Origin of the sequence: Micromonospora sp. HM134 (assembly GCF_007833915.1) — a bacterium.
In the GTDB taxonomy this organism is placed as follows: Bacteria; Actinomycetota; Actinomycetes; order Mycobacteriales; family Micromonosporaceae; genus Micromonospora; species Micromonospora wenchangensis.
This window is the reverse complement of the sequence record NZ_CP041061.1, coordinates 6,934,876-6,956,092: the sequence shown is the minus strand read 5'-3', so window position 1 is coordinate 6,956,092 and position 21,217 is coordinate 6,934,876. Positions and strand designations below refer to the sequence as shown.

At 73.1% G+C, this 21,217-nt stretch carries 21 protein-coding genes; 14 read left to right on the top strand and 7 right to left on the bottom strand.

Annotated elements, in window-relative coordinates:
* The first annotated feature begins 142 nt into the window (after positions 1–142).
* The 3 genes from FJK98_RS30280 (at position 143) to FJK98_RS30270 (ending at position 2,302) form a co-directional block, all read left to right on the top strand.
* Positions 143–352 (top strand): DUF397 domain-containing protein, encoded by a 210-nt coding sequence (locus FJK98_RS30280; protein WP_145922064.1) that lies wholly within the window; start codon positions 143–145, stop codon positions 350–352.
* Positions 353–461: 109 nt separating this feature from the next.
* On the top strand, positions 462–944 hold the full coding sequence (locus tag FJK98_RS30275; protein ID WP_145922063.1) for an SRPBCC family protein: 483 nt from the start codon (positions 462–464) through the stop codon (positions 942–944).
* 110 nt (positions 945–1,054) lie between these two features.
* Positions 1,055–2,302, top strand: coding sequence for a PQQ-binding-like beta-propeller repeat protein (locus FJK98_RS30270; RefSeq protein WP_145922062.1), 1,248 nt, complete (start codon positions 1,055–1,057; stop codon positions 2,300–2,302).
* A 29-nt stretch (positions 2,303–2,331) separates the two neighbouring features.
* On the opposite strand, the gene hisC is transcribed toward FJK98_RS30270, so the two are convergent.
* Genes hisC through hppD form a run of 4 tightly spaced genes read right to left on the bottom strand, consistent with a single transcriptional unit; the run spans position 2,332 to position 6,446 of the window.
* A complete protein-coding gene (gene hisC / locus FJK98_RS30265; RefSeq protein WP_145922061.1) occupies positions 2,332–3,435 on the bottom strand; it encodes a histidinol-phosphate transaminase in 1,104 nt (367 codons plus the stop codon).
* Positions 3,432–4,460 carry an RDD family protein gene (locus FJK98_RS30260; protein ID WP_145922060.1) on the bottom strand — a complete coding sequence of 343 codons (1,029 nt, stop codon included), beginning with the start codon at positions 4,458–4,460 and terminating at the stop codon, positions 3,432–3,434. The genes hisC and FJK98_RS30260 overlap by 4 nt, the downstream gene beginning before the upstream one ends.
* 40 nt (positions 4,461–4,500) lie before the next feature.
* Positions 4,501–5,229, bottom strand: coding sequence for an RDD family protein (locus FJK98_RS30255; RefSeq protein ID WP_145922059.1), 729 nt, complete (start codon positions 5,227–5,229; stop codon positions 4,501–4,503).
* 11 nt (positions 5,230–5,240) lie between these two features.
* Complete coding sequence (gene hppD, locus FJK98_RS30250; protein WP_145922058.1) at positions 5,241–6,446, bottom strand: 4-hydroxyphenylpyruvate dioxygenase; 1,206 nt, start codon at positions 6,444–6,446, stop codon at positions 5,241–5,243.
* Positions 6,447–6,585: 139 nt separating this feature from the next.
* Here hppD and FJK98_RS30245 point away from each other — a divergent pair, with 139 nt between their 5' ends.
* From FJK98_RS30245 to FJK98_RS30225, 5 genes are all read left to right on the top strand, one after another.
* Complete coding sequence (locus tag FJK98_RS30245; protein ID WP_145922057.1) at positions 6,586–7,074, top strand: Lrp/AsnC family transcriptional regulator; 489 nt, start codon at positions 6,586–6,588, stop codon at positions 7,072–7,074.
* A gap of 202 nt (positions 7,075–7,276) precedes the next feature.
* Positions 7,277–8,689, top strand: a complete 1,413-nt coding sequence (locus tag FJK98_RS30240; protein WP_228543036.1) for a PQQ-binding-like beta-propeller repeat protein — start codon at positions 7,277–7,279, stop codon at positions 8,687–8,689.
* 67 nt (positions 8,690–8,756) lie between these two features.
* Positions 8,757–10,424, top strand: a complete 1,668-nt coding sequence (locus FJK98_RS30235; protein WP_145922055.1) for a fumarate hydratase — start codon at positions 8,757–8,759, stop codon at positions 10,422–10,424.
* Positions 10,425–10,462: 38 nt separating this feature from the next.
* Positions 10,463–11,074 (top strand): GNAT family N-acetyltransferase, encoded by a 612-nt coding sequence (locus FJK98_RS30230; protein WP_145922054.1) that lies wholly within the window; start codon positions 10,463–10,465, stop codon positions 11,072–11,074.
* Positions 11,075–11,231: 157 nt separating this feature from the next.
* The gene (locus tag FJK98_RS30225) at positions 11,232–12,632 is read left to right on the top strand and encodes a class II fumarate hydratase (RefSeq protein ID WP_145922053.1); all 1,401 of its coding nucleotides are present in this window, start codon (positions 11,232–11,234) and stop codon (positions 12,630–12,632) included.
* Between the two features lie 98 nt (positions 12,633–12,730).
* Here FJK98_RS30225 and FJK98_RS30220 read toward each other — a convergent pair whose 3' ends face one another.
* The gene (locus tag FJK98_RS30220; protein ID WP_145923081.1) at positions 12,731–12,973 is read right to left on the bottom strand and encodes a hypothetical protein; all 243 of its coding nucleotides are present in this window, start codon (positions 12,971–12,973) and stop codon (positions 12,731–12,733) included.
* Between the two features lie 617 nt (positions 12,974–13,590).
* Here FJK98_RS30220 and FJK98_RS30215 point away from each other — a divergent pair.
* From FJK98_RS30215 to FJK98_RS30205, 3 genes are all read left to right on the top strand, one after another.
* A complete protein-coding gene (locus tag FJK98_RS30215) occupies positions 13,591–14,403 on the top strand; it encodes a helix-turn-helix transcriptional regulator (RefSeq protein WP_145922052.1) in 813 nt (270 codons plus the stop codon).
* A complete protein-coding gene (locus FJK98_RS30210; RefSeq protein ID WP_240762440.1) occupies positions 14,394–14,606 on the top strand; it encodes a DUF397 domain-containing protein in 213 nt (70 codons plus the stop codon). The genes FJK98_RS30215 and FJK98_RS30210 overlap by 10 nt, the downstream gene beginning before the upstream one ends.
* 65 nt (positions 14,607–14,671) lie before the next feature.
* Positions 14,672–15,253, top strand: a complete 582-nt coding sequence (locus FJK98_RS30205; protein WP_240762438.1) for a GNAT family N-acetyltransferase — start codon at positions 14,672–14,674, stop codon at positions 15,251–15,253.
* Here the strand turns inward: FJK98_RS30205 and FJK98_RS30200 are convergent.
* A complete protein-coding gene (locus FJK98_RS30200) occupies positions 15,210–15,773 on the bottom strand; it encodes a CGNR zinc finger domain-containing protein (RefSeq protein ID WP_145922050.1) in 564 nt (187 codons plus the stop codon). The two genes, FJK98_RS30205 and FJK98_RS30200, sit on opposite strands and share 44 nt — an antisense overlap.
* Positions 15,774–15,834: 61 nt before the next feature.
* On the opposite strand from FJK98_RS30200, the gene FJK98_RS30195 reads away from it, so the two are divergent.
* The 3 genes from FJK98_RS30195 to FJK98_RS30185 all read left to right on the top strand — a co-directional run bounded on the left by FJK98_RS30195 (position 15,835) and on the right by FJK98_RS30185 (position 19,355).
* A complete protein-coding gene (locus FJK98_RS30195) occupies positions 15,835–16,797 on the top strand; it encodes a DMT family transporter (RefSeq protein WP_145922049.1) in 963 nt (320 codons plus the stop codon).
* An 87-nt stretch (positions 16,798–16,884) separates the two neighbouring features.
* Positions 16,885–17,574, top strand: a complete 690-nt coding sequence (locus FJK98_RS30190; protein WP_145922048.1) for an HAD family hydrolase — start codon at positions 16,885–16,887, stop codon at positions 17,572–17,574.
* Between the two features lie 89 nt (positions 17,575–17,663).
* Positions 17,664–19,355: a S8 family serine peptidase gene (locus tag FJK98_RS30185; protein ID WP_168222572.1), complete on the top strand. Its 1,692-nt coding sequence runs from the start codon at positions 17,664–17,666 to the stop codon at positions 19,353–19,355.
* A 197-nt stretch (positions 19,356–19,552) separates the two neighbouring features.
* Here FJK98_RS30185 and FJK98_RS30180 read toward each other — a convergent pair whose 3' ends face one another.
* Positions 19,553–20,935: a hypothetical protein gene (locus FJK98_RS30180; RefSeq protein ID WP_145922046.1), complete on the bottom strand. Its 1,383-nt coding sequence runs from the start codon at positions 20,933–20,935 to the stop codon at positions 19,553–19,555.
* Between the last annotated feature and the right edge of the window lie 282 nt (positions 20,936–21,217).

Here is a 21,217-nt window from a genome sequence, read left to right as displayed (position 1 = left end):
GGTCGCACCCGCTGTCCGACCGCGCGACGCTCCTGCCGCGTTTCTCCCACCGGATTCCGCCGTACGCCCCGCGCCGCCGTCTCCCGTCGGCGGCGCGGGGCGCGTCGGCGTGGCACGTCCCAGTGGAGAGGGAGGTACGAGCATGAACGATCTCGTCGGCGCGGTGTGGCGCACCAGTAGCCGCTCGAACGACCAGGGGCTCTGTGTGGAGGTGGCGGACAACCTCGTCCGTACCCGGGCCGTGGTCGGGGTACGCGACTCCAAGGACCCGTCGGGCCCGGCCCTGGTCATCGGCCCACCGGGTTGGACGGCGTTCGTCGGCGCCGTCCGGCAGGGGGCCTTCCGCCCCTGACCCCCCCCGTCACCGGCGTCCCACCCCGGGACGCCGGTGACGGAAATTTCACCGTACGGCCCCCCGTCGGTCGCTCACCCGCCGTACGGTGGACGACACGGGAGGTGCCATGTCGACGGTTGCGGTCACCGATGTCATCGAGGCGTCGGCCGTCGACGTGTGGGAACTCCTGACCGACCTGCCCGTCCGGGTCGACTGGCTCTGCACGGTCAGCGCCGCCGAGCTGCTCACCCCCGGGCCGTTCGGTCCGGGCACCGCGTGGCGGGAGACCCGTACCCGTCCGGACGGCGGCGACCAGGCGGAAGAGTTCCTCGTGCTGGCCGCCGAGCCACCGCACCGGCTGGTGCTCGCCTCCCCGGGCATCGGGGTGGACTACCGGATCACCTGGACCCTGCGCGCCGTGCACCGGCGTCGTCGCGCCTGCACCGCCGTCACGGTCGAACACCGGGCCCTGCCGACCGCCCCGTACGGGCGGGTGATGGCGCTGCTCTTCGGCGGCCTGGCCGCCCGGACGGTCGAGGGTGCGATCCGGCACGACCTGACCGCGCTGGCCGCCACCGTGCGCAGCACCGGCCGGGCCACCGCCGCCTGATCCGCGTCCGGGCACCGGCGACCCGCCGCCCAACTTCCTTCGCGCGACGCGACACGACCTGACCGGTCCCGAGGGGGGACGCCTGGGTAGGGTGCCGGTCGGAGGTGGGCATGGGATTCCCGAAGGGACGGCGACGACTCGTGGTCGCGGTCACCACGCTGCTCACCCTCGCGGCGGTCGCCGGCATCGGCTACCGGGTGCTCGCCCCCGCCGAGGTCGTCACGCCCGCCCGCGCCGCACCGCCGCCCGTCGGCACCCCGGCGATCGGGGTGGTGGGTCGGCTGCCGGTCGCGCCGCTGGTGGTGGCGGGGCGGCTGCGGGTCTACGCCGCCGAGCGTCAGCTCTACGCCGACCAGCCCGCCGACGGCCGCAACCGGGTCACCCCGTTCTGGTCGTACCGGCGCTGGCCGGCCACCCTCGACGGGGTGCTGGCGGCCGGTACGACGGTGCTCAGCCGCTGGTCGGACGGGAAGCTGGTGGCCCTGGACGCGCTCACCGGCACGGTCGCCTGGCGGGCCGACGGGCCGACGCCGTACGCCGTGGCCGCGGCCCGACGCACCGGGGCGGTCACCGTCTGGGACCCGCGCGGCATCTCCGTCGCCCCCGCCCCCGGGAGCCGGACGGTGCTGGTCGTCTCCGGCCGGGACGGTCTGCGCGGCTACGACCTCGCCGACGGGCGGGAGCTGTGGCGGGTCGACGGCGGTGGGGACTGCCGTACCGACCTGGGCACCACCGCCGCCGGGCAGGTCTTCTCCGTCGACTCCTGCGCCGGCCCGACGACGGTCGAGTTCCGCGCCGTCGCCACCGGCTCGGTGGACACCCGCTGGCGGCCCCCGGACGCACCCGAGCGGTTCACCGTCACCCCGGTCGGCTGCCTCACCCCCCGCTCGCAGTGCCGGGGGCTGCGTACCGACGGCGGTTCCGGTGGCCGGGGCTGGCAGGTCGGCCCGGGTGCGCCGATGGCCGCCCCCGCCCTGGACGCCGCCGACACCACCCTGGTCGGCGAGCTGGCCGTCGGCGACGACGGCGGGGTGCTCAAGGGCCGGGAGGCGCGCAGCGGCAAGGACCGCTGGCAGCGCGGTGACCTGGGGCCGGTGACAGTCCTCGCCACCGAGGCCGGCCGGCTCTACGTGCTGACCGAACGCCGGGAACTGGTCACCCTCGACCCGGTCACCGGCGCGCAGCGGTCCCGTTTCCCGATGACCCCCGGCCGGGACGGCATCGGCTGGAAACCCGGCCGGGCGTACGCGGCCGGCGGCTATGTCGCGGTGGAGCGGCTGCGGGAGCGCGCCGACCCGGACGACGACGACCAGGCGTACTTCCTGATGGCCGAGCCGGTGGTGCTCGCCGCCACCTGACCGGGCGTCCGGCCGCCCCGGCCGGTGGTTCAGGACAGGGCAGCCTCCGCCACGGCCAGGAAGGCGTCGTTCTCGGCCGGGGTGCCGATGGTGACCCGCACGCCGTCGCCGGGGAACGGGCGGACGATCACGCCGCGCGCCTCGCAGGCCCGGCCGAACTCCACGGACCGCTCGCCCAGCGGCAGCCAGACGAAGTTGGCCTGGCTGGACGGCACGTCGGGGACGAACTTGCGCAGCGCCGAGGTGACCCGCTCCCGTTCCGCCACGACCAGCGCGCAGCGGCGTTCGACCTCGTCGGCCTGGGCGAGCGCGGCCAGCGCCCCCGCCTGCGCCGCCATGCTGGTGGAGAACGGGGTGACCACCTTGCGCACTGCGGCGGCCACCTCCGGGGCGCCGACCAGCCAGCCGATCCGCAGCCCGGCCAGGCCCCACGCCTTGGACAGGGTGCGCAGCACCACCACGTTGGGCCGGTCGAGGTAGGTCAGGCCGTCGGGCACCTGCGGGTCGGTGACGAACTCCCGGTACGCCTCGTCGATGACGACCAGCACGTCGTCGCCGACGGCGTCGAGGAAGCGGTCCAGTTCCGGCTTGTGCACGGCCGTGCCGGTGGGGTTGTTGGGGTTGCAGACCAGCACCATCCGGGTCCGGTCGGTCACCGCCGCGGCCATCGCCGCCAGGTCGTGCCCGTGCCCGGCGTCGTTGGGCACCCGCACGCTGCTCGCCCCGCTGGTCGCCGCGATGATCGGGTACGCCTCGAACGAGCGCCACGAGTAGAGCAGCTCGTCGCCGGGCAGGCAGGTGGCCCGGACCAGGTGCTCGGCCAGCGCCACCGACCCGCAGCCGGTGGCGATCCGGTCCGGGTCCACGCCGTACCGCTCGGCGAGCGCGGCGCGCAGCGCCACCACGCCCATGTCCGGGTAGCGGTGCGAACCGGCGACCGCCTCGGTGACCGCCTCGACCACCCCGGGCAGCGGCCCGTACGGCACCTCGTTGCTGGCCAGCTTGATCGCCTCGGCCAGGCCCAGTTCGCGGGCCAGGTCGGCCGGGCTGCGTCCGGGGACGTAGTTCGGCAGGGCGTCCAGGTCGGCGCGGGTCAGTCGCAGCGGGGGCTGGTGCCGTCCGGTGTCGGTCATGGGGTGTCTCCCGGGGGCTCGGGGTCGGTGCGGTCGGTGGCGGTGCCGGGGTCGTCGGTGGGGGTGTCGGGGCGGTCGGTGCGTGGCACCTGCACCACGACCGTCTGGGCCCGCTTGTCGTGCAGCGCCTGCCGCAGCGGGTGGTCGAACAGCGCGGAGACCGCGTCGACGAACTGGAGCAGCAGGCCGAAGCCGCAGCAGAACCAGAGCAGGGTGGGCATGCCCATGGTGCTCCACCGCCGGGTGGCCCGGCCGAAGCCGAGCGGCTGGTCGGCGTCGACGGGCACCGCCCGGATGCGCAGCAGCCGCTTGCCGAGGGTCTGCCCGCCGGAGGCCATCGTCGGCACCTCGTAGGCGAACCAGAGCGCGGTCGCGATGACCAGGATGGCGATCTGGAGGCCGCTGGCCTGCTCACCGATGGTCGGCAGACCCTCCTGGGAGGAGTCGCCGGCCATCGCCCGACGGACCGCCTCGCGCAGGTAGGGTGCGGTCTCCTCGAAGTACCGCCAGACGAACCAGCCGTTGACCACCGCGTTGAGCGCGAAGACGACCCCGAAGTCGATCAGCCGGGCGAGCAGCCGGGCACCGTAGCCGGCCAGCGGCACGCCGTGCGGCCGGGGTTCCGGCGGACGCCCCGGCCAGGTCGGGTAGGGCCACCCGGGCGGCGGCCCGCCGGGCTGGCCCACCCCCGGCTGACCGGCCCAGGGCTGCCCTGCCGCCCCGGGCTGTCCTGCGCCCGGCTGGCCTGCCCCGGGTTGCCCGGCCCACGGCTGGCCGGCCCAGGGTGGGCCGGACGCGTCCGGCGTACCGGGAGTGGCCGGCGGGTGCGGGGCGGACGCCGTGGTGGCCCCGGCGGGGGAGGTCGGGGCGGGCGGCTCGGCGGCGGGCTCCGGCTCGGGCGGGGGCGGGCCGTCGGGTGGGGTGGCGTCGACGGGGATCGGGGCACCGATCCAGCCCTCGCCGTCCCACCACCGTCGGGTGGTCGGCTCGGCCGGGTCGACGTACCAACCTGGTTGCACGCTCACGGTCTCGCCCTGCGCTGTCCGGTGCGGTCGCTCTGCTGGCTCACCCGGCAACCTTAACGACGATGGTGCCGGCGAACTTGTCGTGGAGGCACTGCTGCCACGGCTTGTCCCAGAGCTGCCACAGCCCGTCGAGGTAGCTGAAGAGGGGAATCACCGCCCCGCCGATCTGGTAGGCGGCCCACCGCTTGGCCGCCGCCGTGCGGGTCAGCGTGGTGGCCGGGTCGAGCGGCACCACCTGGATCTTCATCGCCCGCTTGCCGATGGTCTGCCCGGTCTTGAACATCATCTCGACCTGGTAGACGTAGCTGAGGGCGAACGCCACCACGAAGATCACGCCCTGCAACACCAGCATCGGAATCAGGAAGTTGGTGAACGGGTCGGAGGTGGGCCGGCCGTTCGCGCCGGTGGTCAGGTCCGGCAGGACCATCTGGAAGAAGACGATGAAGGCCGGCACGATGAAGACCATGCTGGCCGCGGTGAGCACCGCCCCGTCGATGAGCAGGGCGAGCAGCCGGTCACCGAAGCTGGCCAACGGCAGCCCACGCGGCGACATCCCGGGCGGCGGCATGCCGGGGGCCGGCGGCGGGTACCCGGGCAGCCCGGCGTACGGGCCGGGCTGCCGGTACCCGCCGGGCGGGGCGGCGTAGGGGCCGGGTTGCGGCGGCACGGCGTACCCCTGCGGGTGTGGGCCGGCGGGCGGGGCGAAGCCGCCGGCGGCGGGCCTGGGCCCACCCGCCGGCGGTGTCGGGTAGCTCGGAGGTTGCGTCACGCGAGACAGTGTTACAAATTGCCGCGCGCTTCCTGCTCACGCTCGATGGCTTCGAACAGCGCCTTGAAGTTGCCCTTGCCGAAACCGAGCGAGCCGTGCCGCTCGATCAGCTCGAAGAAGACCGTCGGCCGGTCCTGCACGGGCTTGGTGAAGATCTGGAGCAGGTAGCCGTCCTCGTCCCGGTCGACCAGGATCTTGCGGGACTTCAGCTCCTCGATCGGCACCCGCACGTTGCCGATCCGGGCCCGCAGCTCCGGGTCGTCGTAGTACGAGTCGGGCGTGTCGAGGAACTCGACGCCGGCCGCCCGCATCGCGTCGACGCTGGCCAGGATGTCGTTGGTGGCGACCGCGATGTGCTGCGCGCCGGGGCCCTGGTAGAACTCCAGGTACTCGTCGATCTGCGACTTCTTGCGGGCCACCGCCGGCTCGTTGAGCGGGAACTTCACCTTCCGGGTGCCGCTGGCGACGACCTTGCTCATCAGTGCCGAGTAGTCGGTGGCGATGTCGTCGCCGATGAACTCCGCCATGTTGGAGAAGCCCATCACCCGCTTGTAGAACTCCACCCACTCGTCCATCCGGCCCAGTTCCACGTTGCCGACCACGTGGTCGACGGCCTGGAAGAAGCGCTTCGGCTGGAGGCCGGCGGCGATCATCGGCTGCCGGTCGACGATCGGGCCCCGGGCCACGAAGCCGGGCAGGAACGGGCCGCTGTAGCGGGACCGGTCGACCAGGCTGTGCCGGGTGTCGCCGTACGCGGCGATGGTGGCCAGCCGGACGGTGCCGTACGCGTCGGTCACGTCGTGCGGCTCGACCAGGCCGGTCGCGCCCTGGGCCACGGCGTGCGCGTACGCGGCGTCGACGTCCGGCACCTCCAGCGCGATGTCACTGACCCCGTCGGAGTGCTTCGCGACGTGGTCGGTGCCGGCCGCGTCGGGGCGGACCGCGCCGGTCAGCACGAACCGGGCCGAACCGCTGGTCAGCACGTACTCGGCGTGGTCCCGGTAGCCCTGCTCGGGCCCCCGGTAGGCCACGCAGGTCATGCCGAACGCGGTGGAGTAGTAGTGCGCGGCCTGCTTGGCGTTGCCGACCAGAAAGTGCACGTGGTCGAGGCCCTTGACCGGGAACGGGTCACGGGTGATGTCGTGGTCGACTGCGCCGACGAGCGTGTCGACGTCGATGTCCTCGGTCGACTGGGGTCGGTCGATCGCCTGGGTCACGGTGGCCTCCCTCGGGTGCGGCCGGCGTCGTGGGCCGGTGGTCCGTCAGCTCTTGCAGGCAGCATCGCGGTGGGCCCGTCACTGGGCAACACTCACGTTTTCCCCTGGTCAGGTTGCGCAATCGGTAGGGTGTGCAGCCATGAACGCTGGACAGGGTGTACAGCTCGACGAGCTGGACGGCAGGCTGGTCCAACTCCTCGCCGACGAACCCCGGATCGGGGTGCTGGAATGCTCCCGCCGGCTCGGGGTGGCCCGGGGCACCGTGCAGGCCCGGCTGGACAAGCTGGTCGACCGGGGGGTGATCGGCGGGTTCGGGCCGGAGATCCGCCCGGCGGCGATCGGGTTCGCGGTGACCAGCTTCGTCACCCTGGAGATCAGCCAGCGGCACGGCCACGACACGGTCACCGCCCACCTGGCGGCGATCCCCGAGGTGCTGGAGGCGCACACCATCACCGGGGCGAGTGACCTGCTCTGCCGGATCGTGGCCCGTTCCAACACCGACCTGCAACGGGTGATCGACCAGATCGTCTCGTCGGAGGCGATCCGCCGGGCCTCGACGATCATCGCGCTCGCCGAGCAGATCCCGTACCGCACGCTGCCGTTGCTGCGGTCCGCCGCCGGGTCGTGATCAATCCAATTGGGCTGATATAGCGGCATCCGAAGGCTCTGTTGGCGCTATACCGGCGATGTCGCGGCACGTCCGATCTGCCCGACGGATGCGCCGCCCGCCAGGGAGAAAGCGGGGCGACACTCCGGCGCGGGGGCTGGGCGGGGAGGTGATCGTCGCTACGGTGTCCGGTGTGAAGGGCCTTGGCGGGGTGCGGGGAGGGCTGCTGCTCGGGCTCGTCATCGTGATCGCGCTCGCCGTCACCGGCGTGTGGAACCCCTTCCCCGGGGTGTGGGACTGGGTCGACCGCAGCGAGCCGATCTCCGAACCGGACGTGCTGTGGCAGCAGCGGGTCGGCGGCACCCCGAAGAGCGTCACGATCGTCGGCGACACCGTCGTGGTCGAGCAGCGTACCCGCACGGAGGTGCGCAGCCTCGCCACCGGCGCGCCGCTGTGGGAACGCAAGGCGGACTGGTCGGCGGTGGCCGGCGGCGACCGCGACGCCGTCGTCGCCGTGGGCAAGCTCCTGGTCAAGGGGTACGAGGTGCTCGACCCCACCACCGGGGCGGTACGTCGACGCGACGGCGACGCGGTGGCCGTCTGGACGTACCGGAACATGCTGCTGGACGCCCGGTGCGTGGCCGCCACCGACTGCACGCTGAGCGCCTGGGACCCGCGCGGCACCAGCCCACTGTGGACGGCCTTCCTGCCCGGCGTCAGCAGCGGGCTGTTCGCCGACAACCCGGGACTGCTCGGCACCCGGCGGCTCACCGCGCAGCGGATCGACGAGGGGGTGGCCGGGCCGGAGGCGGTGCCGCCGCTGCTCGGCTTCCCCGTCGACGGCCGGGTGCACGTGGTGGACACCGCCACCGGCCGGGTGGTGCAGGACGTCGAACCGGGGCAGGACGAGCGGTTGTCGGTGGTCGGCGGCCGGATGCTCAAGATCCGCGCGGTGTCGGTCGACGGCAGCTGCCAGTACGCCGTCTCGGCCCGCGACCCGGCCACCGGGCAGGAGGTGTGGCGGCGCAGCGGGTTCAACCTGCGGACCGCCGACAGCGCCGGATGCGCGCAGCGGGAGGACCCGCAGGGGGCGCGCAGCGTGCTGATCGGCGTGGCCCCCGACGGGCGGGAGGCCGTCCTCGACGGCTACGACGGCCGGCTGCTCCTGGTGGACGCCGAGGGCGAGAAGCTGCTCGCCGTCGACGACAGGTACGCCCTGGTCCGCAGCGCCGACCGGGATTCGGTGATCGCCCGGGACCTGGGCACCGGCAAGGCCCGCTGGAACCGGCCGGCCGGTGCGAAGGCGGGCGCGGCGCTCACCCCGTACGCGGCGGTGCTGACCGGGGACAAGCCGAACCGGCTGGTCGCCGTCGACCCGCGTACCGGTCGGGAACTGGTGGTGTTGCGGACCAGCGCCAACGCGCTCGCCGTCGGGCCCAACGGGATGGTCGTCGGCGAGGGGCGGGAGATCGGGTACGTCCGGTTCGGCGCGGGTGCCGGTGCGCCCCCGCCCGCCGCGCCCCCGGCCGGGTCGGACGACGACGCCGGCCCCGGCCCGGGGCGGACCGGCGGCGCGCCGGAGCCCGAGAACAGCTGCGGGCCGAAACGGGAACTCTGCGCCAACGGCAACGGGTGAGAGCGGCGTCCCACGACCCACCCGGCGGGTGTCACCGATCGCCCGGTCTGCCCTAGGCTTTTCGGTCATGAGCAGTGCCGCCGCGTTCTCGTACGCCCCCTTGCTGCCGACCGGTCCGGATCAGACCGAATACCGCCTGGTCACCGACGAGGGCGTCGACGTCGTCCACGGCCCGGGGGGCCGCCGTTTCCTGACCGTGGAGCCGGCCGCGCTGACCGCGCTGACCGCCGAGGCGATGCACGACATCGCCCACTTCCTGCGCCCGGCGCACCTGGCCCAGCTCCGGTCGATCATCGACGATCCGGCGGCCTCGCCGAACGACCGGTTCGTCGCGCTGGACCTGCTGCGCAACGCCAACATCGCCGCCGGTGGCGTGCTGCCGATGTGCCAGGACACCGGCACCGCCATCGTGATGGGCAAGCGCGGCCGGCACGTGCTCACCGACGGCTCCGACGCCGAGGCGATCTCGCGCGGGGTCTACCAGGCGTACACGAAACTGAACCTGCGGTACTCGCAGCTCGCCCCGCTGACCATGTGGGACGAGCGGAACACCGGCAGCAACCTGCCCGCCCAGGTGGAGCTGTACGCCGAGGACCCGGACGGCCACCCGGACGCGTACAAGTTCCTGTTCATGGCCAAGGGCGGCGGCTCGGCCAACAAGTCGTACCTCTACCAGGAGACCAAGGCGCTGCTGAACCCGACCCGGATGATGCAGTTCCTGGAGGAGAAGCTGCGGCTGATCGGCACGTCGGCCTGCCCGCCGTACCACCTGGCGATCGTCATCGGCGGCACCTCCGCCGAGTACGCCCTCAAGACCGCCAAGTACGCCTCCGCGAAGTACCTCGACGCGCTGCCCACCGCCGGCTCGATGACCGCGCACGGCTTCCGTGACCTGGAGCTGGAGGCCGAGGTGCTGGAGCTGACCCGCAACTTCGGCATCGGCGCGCAGTTCGGCGGACGCTACTTCTGCCACGACGTACGGGTGGTCCGGCTGCCCCGGCACGGGGCGTCCTGCCCGGTGGCTATCGCCGTCTCCTGCTCGGCCGACCGGCAGGCGGTCGCCAAGATCACCCCGTCGGGGGTGTGGCTGGAGCGCCTGGAGACCGACCCGGCGCGCTACCTGCCCGACGTCACCGACGAGACGCTCGACGCCGAGGAGGTCGTGCGCGTCGACCTCAACCGGCCGATGGACGAGATCCGGGCCGAGCTGTCGAAGTACCCGGTGAAGACCCGGCTGTCGCTGACCGGCCCGCTGGTCGTCGCCCGGGACATCGCCCACGCCAAGATCGCCGAGCGGCTCGACGCCGGTGAGCCGATGCCGCAGTACCTGCGCGACCACGCCGTCTACTACGCCGGCCCGGCCAAGACCCCCGAGGGGTACGCCTCCGGCTCGTTCGGCCCGACCACCGCCGGCCGGATGGACGCGTACGTGGCGAAGTTCCAGGCGGCCGGCGGCTCCCAGGTGATGCTGGCCAAGGGGAACCGGTCCGGCCAGGTGACCCGCTCCTGCCAGCAGCACGGCGGGTTCTACCTCGGCTCGATCGGCGGCCCGGCGGCCCGGCTCGCCCAGGACTGCATCAAGCACGTCGAGGTCCTGGAGTACCCGGAGTTGGGCATGGAGGCGGTCTGGAAGATCGAGGTGGAGGACTTCCCGGCCTTCATCGTCGTCGACGACAAGGGCAACGACTTCTTCGCCGAGGTCACCAAGCCGGTGCTGACCGTGGGCCGCCGCTGAACAGCCAGTTCGCCACGCACACGCCTTAACATCGCTGGATGTTTCGACCGACGTACCCGATTCGCACTGCACGGCTCACCTTGCGCCCGGTCACGCTGGATGACCTCGATCATGTGTGCTCATGGCAGCGCCGACCGGACGTCTTCCGCTGGACGCTCAGCGAGCCGCGTACTCGCGAGGAGTCGCGAACGTCGGTGATCGCCATGGCGGGTGAGGACGCGCTACGCGCTGAGGGAGACTGCTTGACTTTGGCTGTAGCCACCGACGCCGAGGTCATCGGGACGGTGGAGCTGGTCTGGCGCAGCCAGACCGACCGCACAGCTGAACTCGGGTACGTCTTCCATCCCGGCCATGGCGGGCGCGGGTTGGCTACGGAAGCCGCCACGGCGCTGATGGACTGGGGGTTCACCGAGTTCGGTCTGCACCGGATCTACGCCCGGTGTCACGGTCGCAATGCTGCGTCTGCCCGCCTGATGGCCCGACTCGGCATGCGTCAGGAGGCGCGCCACGTCGAAAGCTATCTGTTCAGGGGAGAGTGGGCCGACCAACTCGTCTTCGCCATCCTGGCCCGCGAATGGGCTACCACGGCATCCAGCCTTCATGACCAGCCGGACGGTGCCACCCCTCGCCCCCGAGCCGGCCGATCGTGATCTCGCGCTCACGCCCACCATGGGACCACCGCGTGGTGCCCGGCGTGGGCTGGCACGTCCCGGCCGGTGACCGGGGAGTCCTCACGCCTGAGCGATCTGTCCCACCTGAGCCGACGATCATCTGCGGGCCGGCGGTGAGCGGGGCAGGATGGGACGGGTGACGACTCCAGAGGCAGCGGGCTACCGGATCGAACGCGACTCGATGGGCGAGGTGGAGGTGCCCGCCGAGGCGTTGTGGCGGGCGCAGACCCAGCGCGCGGTGCAGAACTTCCCGATCTCGGGCCGGGGCATCGAACCGGCCCAGATCAAGGCGCTGGCCCAGATCAAGGGGGCCGCCGCGCTGGTCAACGGCGAGCTGGGGGTGATCGGCGCGGACGTCGCGGAGGCGATCGCCACCGCCGCCGCGCACGTGGCCGACGGCGGGTACGACGACCAGTTCCCGATCGACGTGTTCCAGACCGGCTCGGGCACCTCGTCGAACATGAACACCAACGAGGTGATCGCCACCCTGGCCACCCGGGAGCTGGGCCGGGACGTGCACCCGAACGACGACGTGAACGCCTCGCAGTCCAGCAACGACGTCTTCCCGTCCTCGATCCACCTGGCCGCCACCCAGTTCGTGGTGGAGGACCTGCTGCCGTCGCTGCGCCACCTGGCGGAGGCGTTGGAGGCGAAGGCGGCCGAGTTCGAGACGGTGGTCAAGGCGGGCCGTACCCACCTGATGGACGCCACGCCGGTCACCCTGGGGCAGGAGTTCGGCGGGTACGCCGCGCAGGTCCGCTACGGCGTCGAGCGGTTGGAGTCGGCGCTGCCCCGGCTGGCCGAGCTGCCGTTGGGCGGCACCGCCGTGGGCACCGGCATCAACACGCCGCTGGGCTTCGCCGGCAAGGTGATCGAGAAGCTGCGCGCCTCGACCGGGCTGCCGTTGACCGAGGCCCGCAACCACTTCGAGGCGCAGGGGGCGCGGGACGCGTTGGTCGAGACGTCCGGCCAGCTGCGTACCGTCGCGGTCGGGCTCTACAAGATCGCCAACGACGTACGCTGGATGGGGTCCGGCCCTCGGGCGGGCCTGCGGGAGCTGCGCATCCCCGACCTCCAGCCCGGCTCGTCGATCATGCCGGGCAAGGTGAACCCGGTGGTCGCCGAGGCGGTGCGGCAGGTCTGCGCGCAGGTGATCGGCAACGACGCGGCGGTCGCCTTCGCCGGCAGCCAGGGCGACTTCGAGCTGAACGTGATGCTCCCGGTGATGGGCCGCAACCTGCTCGAATCGATCAAGCTGCTCTCCGCGTCCAGCCGGCTCTTCGCCGACCGCCTGGTGGCCGGCCTGGTCGCGGACGCCGAGGTCTGCCTGGCGTACGCGGAAGGGTCGCCGTCGATCGTCACCCCGCTCAACCGCCACCTCGGGTACGACGAGGCCGCCTCGATCGCCAAGGAGGCGCTGGCGAAGCAGGTCAGCATCCGTGAGGTGGTGATCTCCCGGGGGCACGTCGACTCCGGCAAGCTCACCGAGACCCAGCTCGACGAGGCCCTCGACCTGCTCCGGATGACCCACCCCTGACCCGCCGCCCCGGCCCGCCCGGCTCGATCGACTCCTGTGGGCCGATGTAGCGGTGTCGGACCTGAGTCGATACCGCTACATCGGCCCACGGGAGTGGATCATTCGGGTGGGCGGGTGCGGGGGACCCAGGCGAGGAAGCGGGCGAAGAGGGCCGCCGGGTCGGGGCCGGTGTCGGGATGGAGCCGGTACAGGTCGGCGGCGGCGTCGTGCAGCACCGTACAGAGGTAGATGTTGAGCGCGACCCGATCGTGGGCGTACTCGGAGACGAGGGTGAGTCGGGCGGCCCCGCAGGGCCACGGCGCGGCGCACACCCGGCACAGCCAGAGCGGGCGCAGCGGCAGGTGCGGGCGCGGATACGTCGGGCCCGGCCCGTCGCGGCCGACCGGGTCGGGTGGCCCACCGGTGCGGCGCGGCCCGTCCGGACCGGCCGCCGCGCTCACCGGCGTCCCCGGTTGGCGCGCCACTCCTGGGCCAACGTGAGCCAACCGACCCGCCCCACCCGGGGAAACGACACGGTGGTGTCCTCCCACCCGGGCGGCGTCGGTCCGGTACCCGGCCCGCCGGCCGGGGACGCCGCCGCTCCCGTGGCCGGGTGGGCGGTCTTTCCGGTGGACGGGGGAACGGGCTGGGCGGGTTCGGCCGCTGCGGGGAGCCGGGCCGGTCGGAATCTGCGGGCAAGCCGGTGTCGCCAGGTGAGCCGGGGCATCGCGTCGCCTCCATGGTGGGTCGGCTGGTCGTCTCCCCCGGCGGTGGGACCGCCGGCCGGGGAGCGGGCTGTCCCACCGCGACACCGGCACGCCCGGAGGGAGGGCGGTCGATGTCGCACTTCACAGTCTGCTGATGAAACCACTACCGTGTGAAGGGTTGTTGTCGGCTTCCGGTCTTGTCCTGTGTTTGCGGCGTCCCTGGTCGGCGTGGTGTCGGAGTCGATCGTCGGCGCGGTGGAGGGCGACTGGAGATGACGGACGGGCGGATGACGGCGGCGGCCTTCCTCGTCGCCGAGCTACGGCGGGCGCGGACCCGGCGGGGCTGGAGCCAGGACGATCTCGCCAAGACGGTCAACTACTCGGCGTCGATGGTCAGCGCGATCGAGCTGGGCCAGCAGCCGCCCACCGCGAAGTACCTCGAACTGGTCGACAAGGCCCTCGACACCGGCGGCATCTTCAGCCGGATGCTCACCGACCTGGTCGCGCTCGACCGGGCCCGGGTGTGGCAACTCGGCTGGCGGGCACTGATCGAGCAGGCGCGCGCGGTCCGCTGGTACGAGCCGCTGTACGTGCCCGGTCTCTTCCAGACGGAGGCGTATGCCCGAGCCGTCTTCGAAGCCGGCGCGCTGCTCGACGGGCCCGAGGTGGAGCGGCGGCTGACCGACCGGCTGGAGACCCACGCGGTGCTGTACCGCGACCAGCCGCCGCAGGTGGTCGCGATCCTCGACGAGGCCGCCCTCCGCCGTCAGGTCGGCAACCGGAAGGTGATGGGTGAGCAGGCCGCGCACCTCGCGCGGGTGGCGACGGAGCACCCCCGGGTCCGGCTGCACCTGGTGCCGTGCACGGCCGGGGAGTACCCGGGGCTCGCCGGGGGTTTCGTGCTGGCGACCCTGCCCGACGGCACGGAGCTGGGGTGTGTCGGCGGGCAGGTCCGCACCCAGGAGTTCACCGAGCCCGACGTGCTGACCCGGATGCGGGAGGTCTGGGAGTCGACCCTCGGTGAGGCGTTGCCCCCGGCGGAGTCCATCGAGTTGATGCGGGAGGTGGCGGAGTCGTGGAACTGACCGGTGCGGCAGGTCGCGCGGTTCCCGGGCCGACCGGCCCGGTCTGGCGCACGAGCACCCGCAGCAGCCAGAACCACGACTGTGTCGAGGTGGCGAATCTGGGCGGGGTGGTCGGGGTGCGGGACAGCAAGGACCCGGCGGGCCCGGTGCTCACCTTTCCGGCGTACTCCTGGCGGGTCTTCCTGGCCGCGCCGCCGCGCTGACGGGACCGGCCGGCGGCGGGATAACCGGTCGACCGGACGGTCGGCGGCCCGGCATGATCCGGGGCGTGACCGGCTCGGACGAGGTGCTGCTGACGACGGCCCGGCTGCGGCTGCGCCGCTTCACCGGCGACGACGTGCCGCGACTGGTCGAGTTGGACGGTGACCCGGAGGTGATGCGGTTTCTCACCGGCGGGCGGCCGACCCCGCCGGCCACCGTGCGGGACGAGCAGCTGCCCCGGATTCTCGCCGGCTACGACCGCTACCCGGGGCTGGGCCGGTGGGCGGCCGAGGACGCCGTCGACGGCACCTTCCTGGGGTGGTTCGCGCTCGATCCGTCGGACGACGGTGCCGGGCCGGAGCTGGGTTACCGGCTGCGCCGGGCGGCCTGGGGGCGGGGCCTGGCCACCGAGGGCGCCCGCGCGCTGGTCGGGCACGCCTTCACCCTGGCGGGGGTACGCCGGGTGTGGGCGCAGACGATGGCGGTGAACGTGCGTTCCCGGGCGGTGCTGGCGAAGGCCGGCCTGCGGTACGTCCGTACCTTCCACCTCGACTGGGCCGATCCGATCGCCGGATCGGAGCACGGCGAGGTGGAGTACGAGCTGCTCAGGGGCGACTACCGGCCGCCTTCCGGGCCCGGTAGGCGTTGACCGCGACCCGGTTGCCGCAGCCGGCGTCGCAGAACCGGCGGGACCGGTTCCTGGACAGGTCCACCAGCACGTTGTCGCACTCCGGGTGGGCGCAGTGCCGCAGCCGCCCCAACTCGTCGCCCCGGACCAGGTCGGCGACGGCCATCGCCGCCTCGACGGCCATCCGGGTGGCCAGCGGGGCGTCCCGGGGCACCGCGTGCACGTGGTACGGCTCGTCGTCGTGCCGGATGAGCTGCGGCAGCGCCCGGCCCTCCCGGAGCAGGTCGTTGACCACGGTGACGACGGTGTCGGGGTCGTCGTCCCAGAGCCGGCGCAGCCGGGGGCGCAGGGCCCGGACGGCGCGCAGCTCGGCCTCGGTGCGTTCGTGCCGGCCGGTCCACCGGTTCGCGGCGACGAAGCGGTCCAGCGCGGCGATGTCGGCCAGCCCCTCGCCGTCCCGGCCTTCGGTGTTGACCAGTGCGGCGGCGGCGGTCAGCCCGCACTCCGTGTCATGGGCGAAAAGCAACTTGACCCCTGTCATCCTCGGCCGCTAGCGTCACCGGCGTAATGCTACTTTGCTGATGTCACGCCGGAGGAACCCGATGCCGCACCGATCCACCGCCGGCACCGGCCTGGCACTCGCCCTGCTCTCCGCCGTCACGTTCGCCACCTCCGGCACCTTCGCCCGGTCGTTGATCGAGGCCGGCTGGTCGGCCGAGGCCGTCGTGGTGGCCCGGGTCGGCCTGGCCGCCCTGGTGCTGGCCGTCCCCGCCGTGCTCGCGCTGCGTGGCCGGGCCGGGGTGCTGCGCCGCAACCTCGGCCCGGTCACCGTCTTCGGCCTGCTCGGCGTCGCCACCGCCCAGGCGTGCTTCTTCAACGCCGTCCGCTACCTGCCGGTCGGGGTGGCCCTGCTGCTGGAGTACCTCGGCATCATCCTCGTGGTCGGCTGGCTGTGGCTGGTGCACGGGCAGCGCCCCCGCCGGCTCACCGTGGTCGGTTCGCTGGCCGCCCTGGTCGGGCTCGTGCTGGTGCTCGACCTGACCGGCACCGGCCGACTCGACCCGGTCGGCGTGCTCTGGGGGCTCGGCGCGGCCGTCGGGCTGGCCGGCTACTTCGTCCTGGCCGCCCGGGTCGACGCCGACCTGCCCTCGGTCACCATGGCCAGCGGTGGGATGGCCGTCGGGGCGGCGGTGCTGGCCCTGCTCGGCCTGGTCGGGGTGCTGCCGCTGCGGGCCACCTTCGGCGCGGTCGACTTCGCCGGGCAGCGCACCAGCTGGCTCGTCCCGATCGTCGGGTTGTCGCTGGTCGCCGCCGTGGTGGCCTACCTGACCGGGATCGCCGCGACGCGCATCCTCGGTGCCCGGCTGTCGTCGTTCGTCGGGCTGACCGAGGTGATGTTCGCGGTGCTCATCGCCTGGCTGGTGCTCGGCGAGCTGCCGGTGCCCGTGCAACTCGCCGGGGGCGCGCTGATCGTCGCCGGGGTGGCCCTGGTCCGCCTCGACGAGCTGCGCGCGGGCCGCACCGAACAGACGACGGTCCGGACGGACGAGCCGGCACTGACCTGAGCCGACGTGACGGTGGCCCGGCCGGCGCGGGCGGGTGCCGGCCCGGCCCGCGTGGCCGGGTGGGGCGAACGTGAGAGGGTGTCGGGCATGCTCAGCGTGGTGGTGTTCGACGCCGACGAGACCCTGATCGACCTGCGCCCGGCGGTCACCGGGGCCCTGGTGGCCGTACTGGAGGAGATGCGTCGCCGGACGCCGGTGGCGGCCGGGGTGACCTTCGCCGAGGTGGAGTCCGACTGGCAGGCGGTGTTCGGGTCGATGACCGCCGCGCCGGTGATGGAGATCCGCCGGGCCGCGCTCGCCCGGTCGCTCGACCGGGCCGGGCTGGCCGGTCAGCTCGACGAGTTCGCCGAACTCTTCTTCACCAGGCGCTACGCGCTCAGCCACCCCTACCCCGACGCCCTGCCGGCGTTGGCCGCGCTGCGGGCCGACTTCACCCTCGGCTACGCCACCAACGGCAACAGCCGGGCCGAACGCTGCGGCCTGCCCGGGGAGTTCGCCTTCGAGTTGTACGCCCACGAGGGCGGCCTGCCCAAGAAGCCCGACCCGGCGTTCTACGCGGCGATCGTCGCCGCCGCCGGGGTGCCGGCGGAGCGGATCGCGTACGTCGGCGACTCGATCGCCCACGACGTGCTCGGCCCCCAGCAGGCCGGGATGCTCGGCATCTGGCTCAACCGGCCCGGGCTCCCCCTCCCCGCCGGGGTACGCCCCGACGCGGAGGTGGGCACGCTCACCGACCTGCCGGCGGCGCTGCGCAGCCTGCAACCGACGAATGCCTGATGCGGGACCAATTCGGATTTGTATCTGGCGGAATCGTCGCCGGTGCTATGGGATGGCTGCCACGTCCCTCAACGAGAGGATCTGATGTGGTGAGCAAGCGCTTCACCGCCGGAGCCGTCGCGACCGCGGCGGCCCTGGCACTTACGGTGACCGGCCTGACCGTCCCGGCGAACGCCGGGCCGACCACCAGCCGGACGTTCACCGTGGTGGCCGAGGACGGCGTTTCGGCGGACGCGGCGATCGCCGCGATCCGTGCCGCCGGTGGCACCGTCGTGTCCCGTACGGACGACGTCGGTCTCTACCAGGTCACCAGCGACCGGGCCGACTTCGCCGGCCGGGTCACCGCCGCTTCCGCGCTGGTCGGCGCGGCCGAGCAGCGGGCCATCGGCCGCAAGCCCAAGCTGGACCGGGTCGCGCAGGAGAACCTGCTGACCGAGACCAGGAAGGCGGCCAAGGCGGCGGCCAACGCCAAGGGCAAGAAGCTGGACCCGCTCGACGACAAGCTCTGGGGCCTCACCATGATCGGGGCCGACAAGGCCCGCAAGGTCATGCCGGGCGACAAGCGGGTCACCGTCGGCATCCTGGACACCGGCGTCGACGCCAGCCAGCCCGACCTCGCGCCCAACTTCAACTGGGCGCTGTCGCGCAACTTCGCCCCGGACATCGCCGAGGTCGACGGCCCGTGCGAGGTGCCGAGCTGCCTCGACCCGGTCGGCACCGACGACGGCGGGCACGGCACCCACGTCGCCGGCACCATCGGCGCGGCGGCCAACGGCTTCGGCCTGTCCGGCGTGGCCCCGAACGTCTCGCTGGTGGAGCTCAAGGGCGGCCAGGACTCCGGGTACTTCTTCCTCAACCCGGTCGTCAACGCCCTGGTGCACGCCGGCAAGTCCGGCCTCGACGTGGTGAACATGTCGTTCTACGTCGACCCGTGGCTCTACAACTGCACCGCCAACCCGGCCGACTCGCCCGAGTCGCAGGCCGAGCAGCGCGCCGTCATCAAGGCGATGAAGCGGGCCCTGAACTTCGCCCACAACAAGGGCGTCACCCTGGTCGGCTCGCTCGGCAACAACCACGAGGACCTCGGCGCGCCGCGCACCGACGTGTCCAGCCCGGACTACGGCGCCGACCCGTACCCGCGCCCGATCGACAACGAGAGCTGCTGGGACTTCCCGGTGGAGGGCCCGCACGTGATCGGCGTGTCCGCCATCGGCCCGTCCGGCAAGAAGGCCGACTACTCCAACTACGGCACCGAGCAGATCTCGGTCGCCGCGCCGGGTGGCTGGTTCCGCGACGGCTTCGGCACCGACACCTACCGCACCGACGCCAACATGATCCTCTCGACGTACCCGAAGAAGGTGCTCCAGGAGGAGGGGTCGGTCGACGAGAACGGCAACGTCGTGCCGGGCTTCGAGAACTCGGTGTTCAAGCAGTGCACCACCGCCGGTGAGTGTGGCTACTACACCTACCTCCAGGGCACCTCGATGGCGTCGCCGCACGTCAGCGGGGTCGCCGCGCTGATCGTCAGCAAGTGGGGCAAGAAGGAGGGTAAGGACGGCTACGGCCTGGCACCGGCCAAGGTGGAGCAGCACCTCTACCGGACCGCCACCGAGCACGCCTGCCCGGAGCCGCGCCTGCAGAGCTACGCCAACGAGGGCCGGTCGACCGAGTTCGACGCGTACTGCGCCGGGTCGCTGAACTTCAACGGCTTCTACGGGTACGGCATCGTGGACGCCAACGCGGCGGTCCGCAGCCCGCTCAAGCCGAACGTCACCCCCTGACGCGCGGCACCCCGGCTGACGCCCGACACCTGGGCTGACGCTCGACGTTCCCAGGAGGGGCCCGGACGACGGAGGTCGTCCGGGCCCCTCCGCGTCCCGCCCTGGCCGGTCGTGGTCCGTCGATGATCGACTCAAGGGGGGCGATATTGCGGTGTCGGGGTGGGCGGGATACCGCAACATCGGCCCAAGGGAGTGGATCATCGGCGCCAACCCCGTTGGGCGAGGACGTCGCGGAGCACGGCGGGGAAGTCGTCCCGCAGGCGACGGCTGGTCACATGCAGCACGACCCAGCCGGCAGCGACCAACTGGTTGAGCCGGCGGCGGTCCCGGTGCATCTGGTCCGGGTCGGTGTGCCAGTGGCCGTCGTACTCCACCGCCACCCCGAACTCCGGCCACGCCAGATCGGGATGCAACACCAGACCGGACGGCAGCCGTACGGGATGCTGCGCGACGGGCCGGGGCAGGCCGGCCAGTACGAGCCGGACCCGCAGGTGCGACTCGGGTGGCGACTGTGCGGCCGGGTCGGCCAGGGCGAAGACCCGGCTGGCCCGTCGACCGCCCCGCCGGTCGGCGAACCGCTGCGCGATCTCGGCGAGCGCGGCCGGGCTGGTCAGGCCGCCACCGAGCAGTGCGTCGACGATCCCCACCGCGCGGACCGGCTCCAGCCACGCCGCTGTCTCCCAGGCGGCGAGCGCAGGAGACGACCGGGGCGGGCTGAGCGGCATCAGAGGCGGGCCGAGCGTGGTGGCCGCAGGCAGCCCGGGTGGGACGGCTGCAGAGCGGTCGAGCCTGGTGGTCCCAGGGAGGTCGAGCCTGGTGGTCCGAGGGAGGTCGGGTCGGGTGGTCTGAGGGGGGTCGTGCCTGGTGGTCCCGGGGAAGTCGGGTCGGGTGGTCCGAGGGAGATCGGGCCTGGTGGTCCCAGGGAGGTCGAGCCTGGTGGTCTGAGGGGGGTCGTGCCCGGCGGTCCCGGGGAGGTCGTGCCGGGTGGTCGCATGGAGGTCGGGCCGGGCGGTTCCGGGTAGGTCGGGTCGGGTGGTCGCCTGGAGGTCGGGCCGGGCGGTTCCGGGTAGGTCCAACCTGGCGGTTCCGGGGAGGTCGAGTGGGGTGGCTTCAGGGTGATGGTCGGACGGGGGCGGCCGCCGGGACCCGGCCGGTCCGCCGGGGTCGGCTACCGAGTGCACCCGGATACCACCCGGGGAGCCGAGCCGGACCCCACCGGCGGAGCGGAGCCGGACGCCACCGGGGGAGGTGGCCGTGGTGGCTCCCTGGGAGCCGACCCGCGCCGCCCGGGGCACGAGCACGTGCACCTCGTCACCGAAGCCGGCGGCGTGCTCCACCCCGTGCAGGTACGCCGCCGACGGGCCGGCGATGACCGATCCGGCGGGCATCCGCAGGATGGCGGCGCGGCAGATCAGGGCGTGGTCCCGGTCGAGGCGGGCGTCGGCGTACACGTCGTGACCGAGGCGGAGCCAGGCTGCCCCGCGTAGTTGGTGTCGGGTGAGCAGGCCGCGCCGGATCGCGTCCGAGCCGCGGAACACCTGCCAGGCGAGGGCCTCCGGCCGATGCGGTTGAGGTGGCATGACACCAGCCTCGGGCCGCCTGGCCGTCCGGCGACACCCCTGTGGACAACCGCGCCCGCCCGCGCCCCCCGCCCCTGTGGACAAGCCCCCTCACACCGTGCCATGTGGTAAGGCGGCGCAACCGATCCGCCGCCCACGATCCAGCCGCCCCCTTCCGTCGCGCGGACAGGTGGGCGGCCGGCGATGGCGCGTCTTGATCGACTCACCTGGGCCGAAGTTGCGGGGTGCGACTCGGCGGGAGACCGCTACCAAGGCCCACGTGAGTCGATCATCCCCGGGGCC

Coding starts and splice junctions, on each gene's coding strand:
- FJK98_RS30215 (WP_145922052.1), top strand. CDS start 13,591: ATGACGGACGGGCGGATGACGGCGGCGGCCTTCCTCGTCGCCGAGCTA.
- FJK98_RS30280 (WP_145922064.1), top strand. CDS start 143: ATGAACGATCTCGTCGGCGCGGTGTGGCGCACCAGTAGCCGCTCGAAC.
- FJK98_RS30200 (WP_145922050.1), bottom strand. CDS start 15,773: ATGACAGGGGTCAAGTTGCTTTTCGCCCATGACACGGAGTGCGGGCTG.
- FJK98_RS30195 (WP_145922049.1), top strand. CDS start 15,835: ATGCCGCACCGATCCACCGCCGGCACCGGCCTGGCACTCGCCCTGCTC.
- FJK98_RS30235 (WP_145922055.1), top strand. CDS start 8,757: ATGAGCAGTGCCGCCGCGTTCTCGTACGCCCCCTTGCTGCCGACCGGT.
- hisC (WP_145922061.1), bottom strand. CDS start 3,435: ATGACCGACACCGGACGGCACCAGCCCCCGCTGCGACTGACCCGCGCC.
- FJK98_RS30275 (WP_145922063.1), top strand. CDS start 462: ATGTCGACGGTTGCGGTCACCGATGTCATCGAGGCGTCGGCCGTCGAC.
- FJK98_RS30245 (WP_145922057.1), top strand. CDS start 6,586: ATGAACGCTGGACAGGGTGTACAGCTCGACGAGCTGGACGGCAGGCTG.
- FJK98_RS30230 (WP_145922054.1), top strand. CDS start 10,463: ATGTTTCGACCGACGTACCCGATTCGCACTGCACGGCTCACCTTGCGC.
- FJK98_RS30190 (WP_145922048.1), top strand. CDS start 16,885: ATGCTCAGCGTGGTGGTGTTCGACGCCGACGAGACCCTGATCGACCTG.
- FJK98_RS30270 (WP_145922062.1), top strand. CDS start 1,055: ATGGGATTCCCGAAGGGACGGCGACGACTCGTGGTCGCGGTCACCACG.
- FJK98_RS30180 (WP_145922046.1), bottom strand. CDS start 20,935: ATGCCACCTCAACCGCATCGGCCGGAGGCCCTCGCCTGGCAGGTGTTC.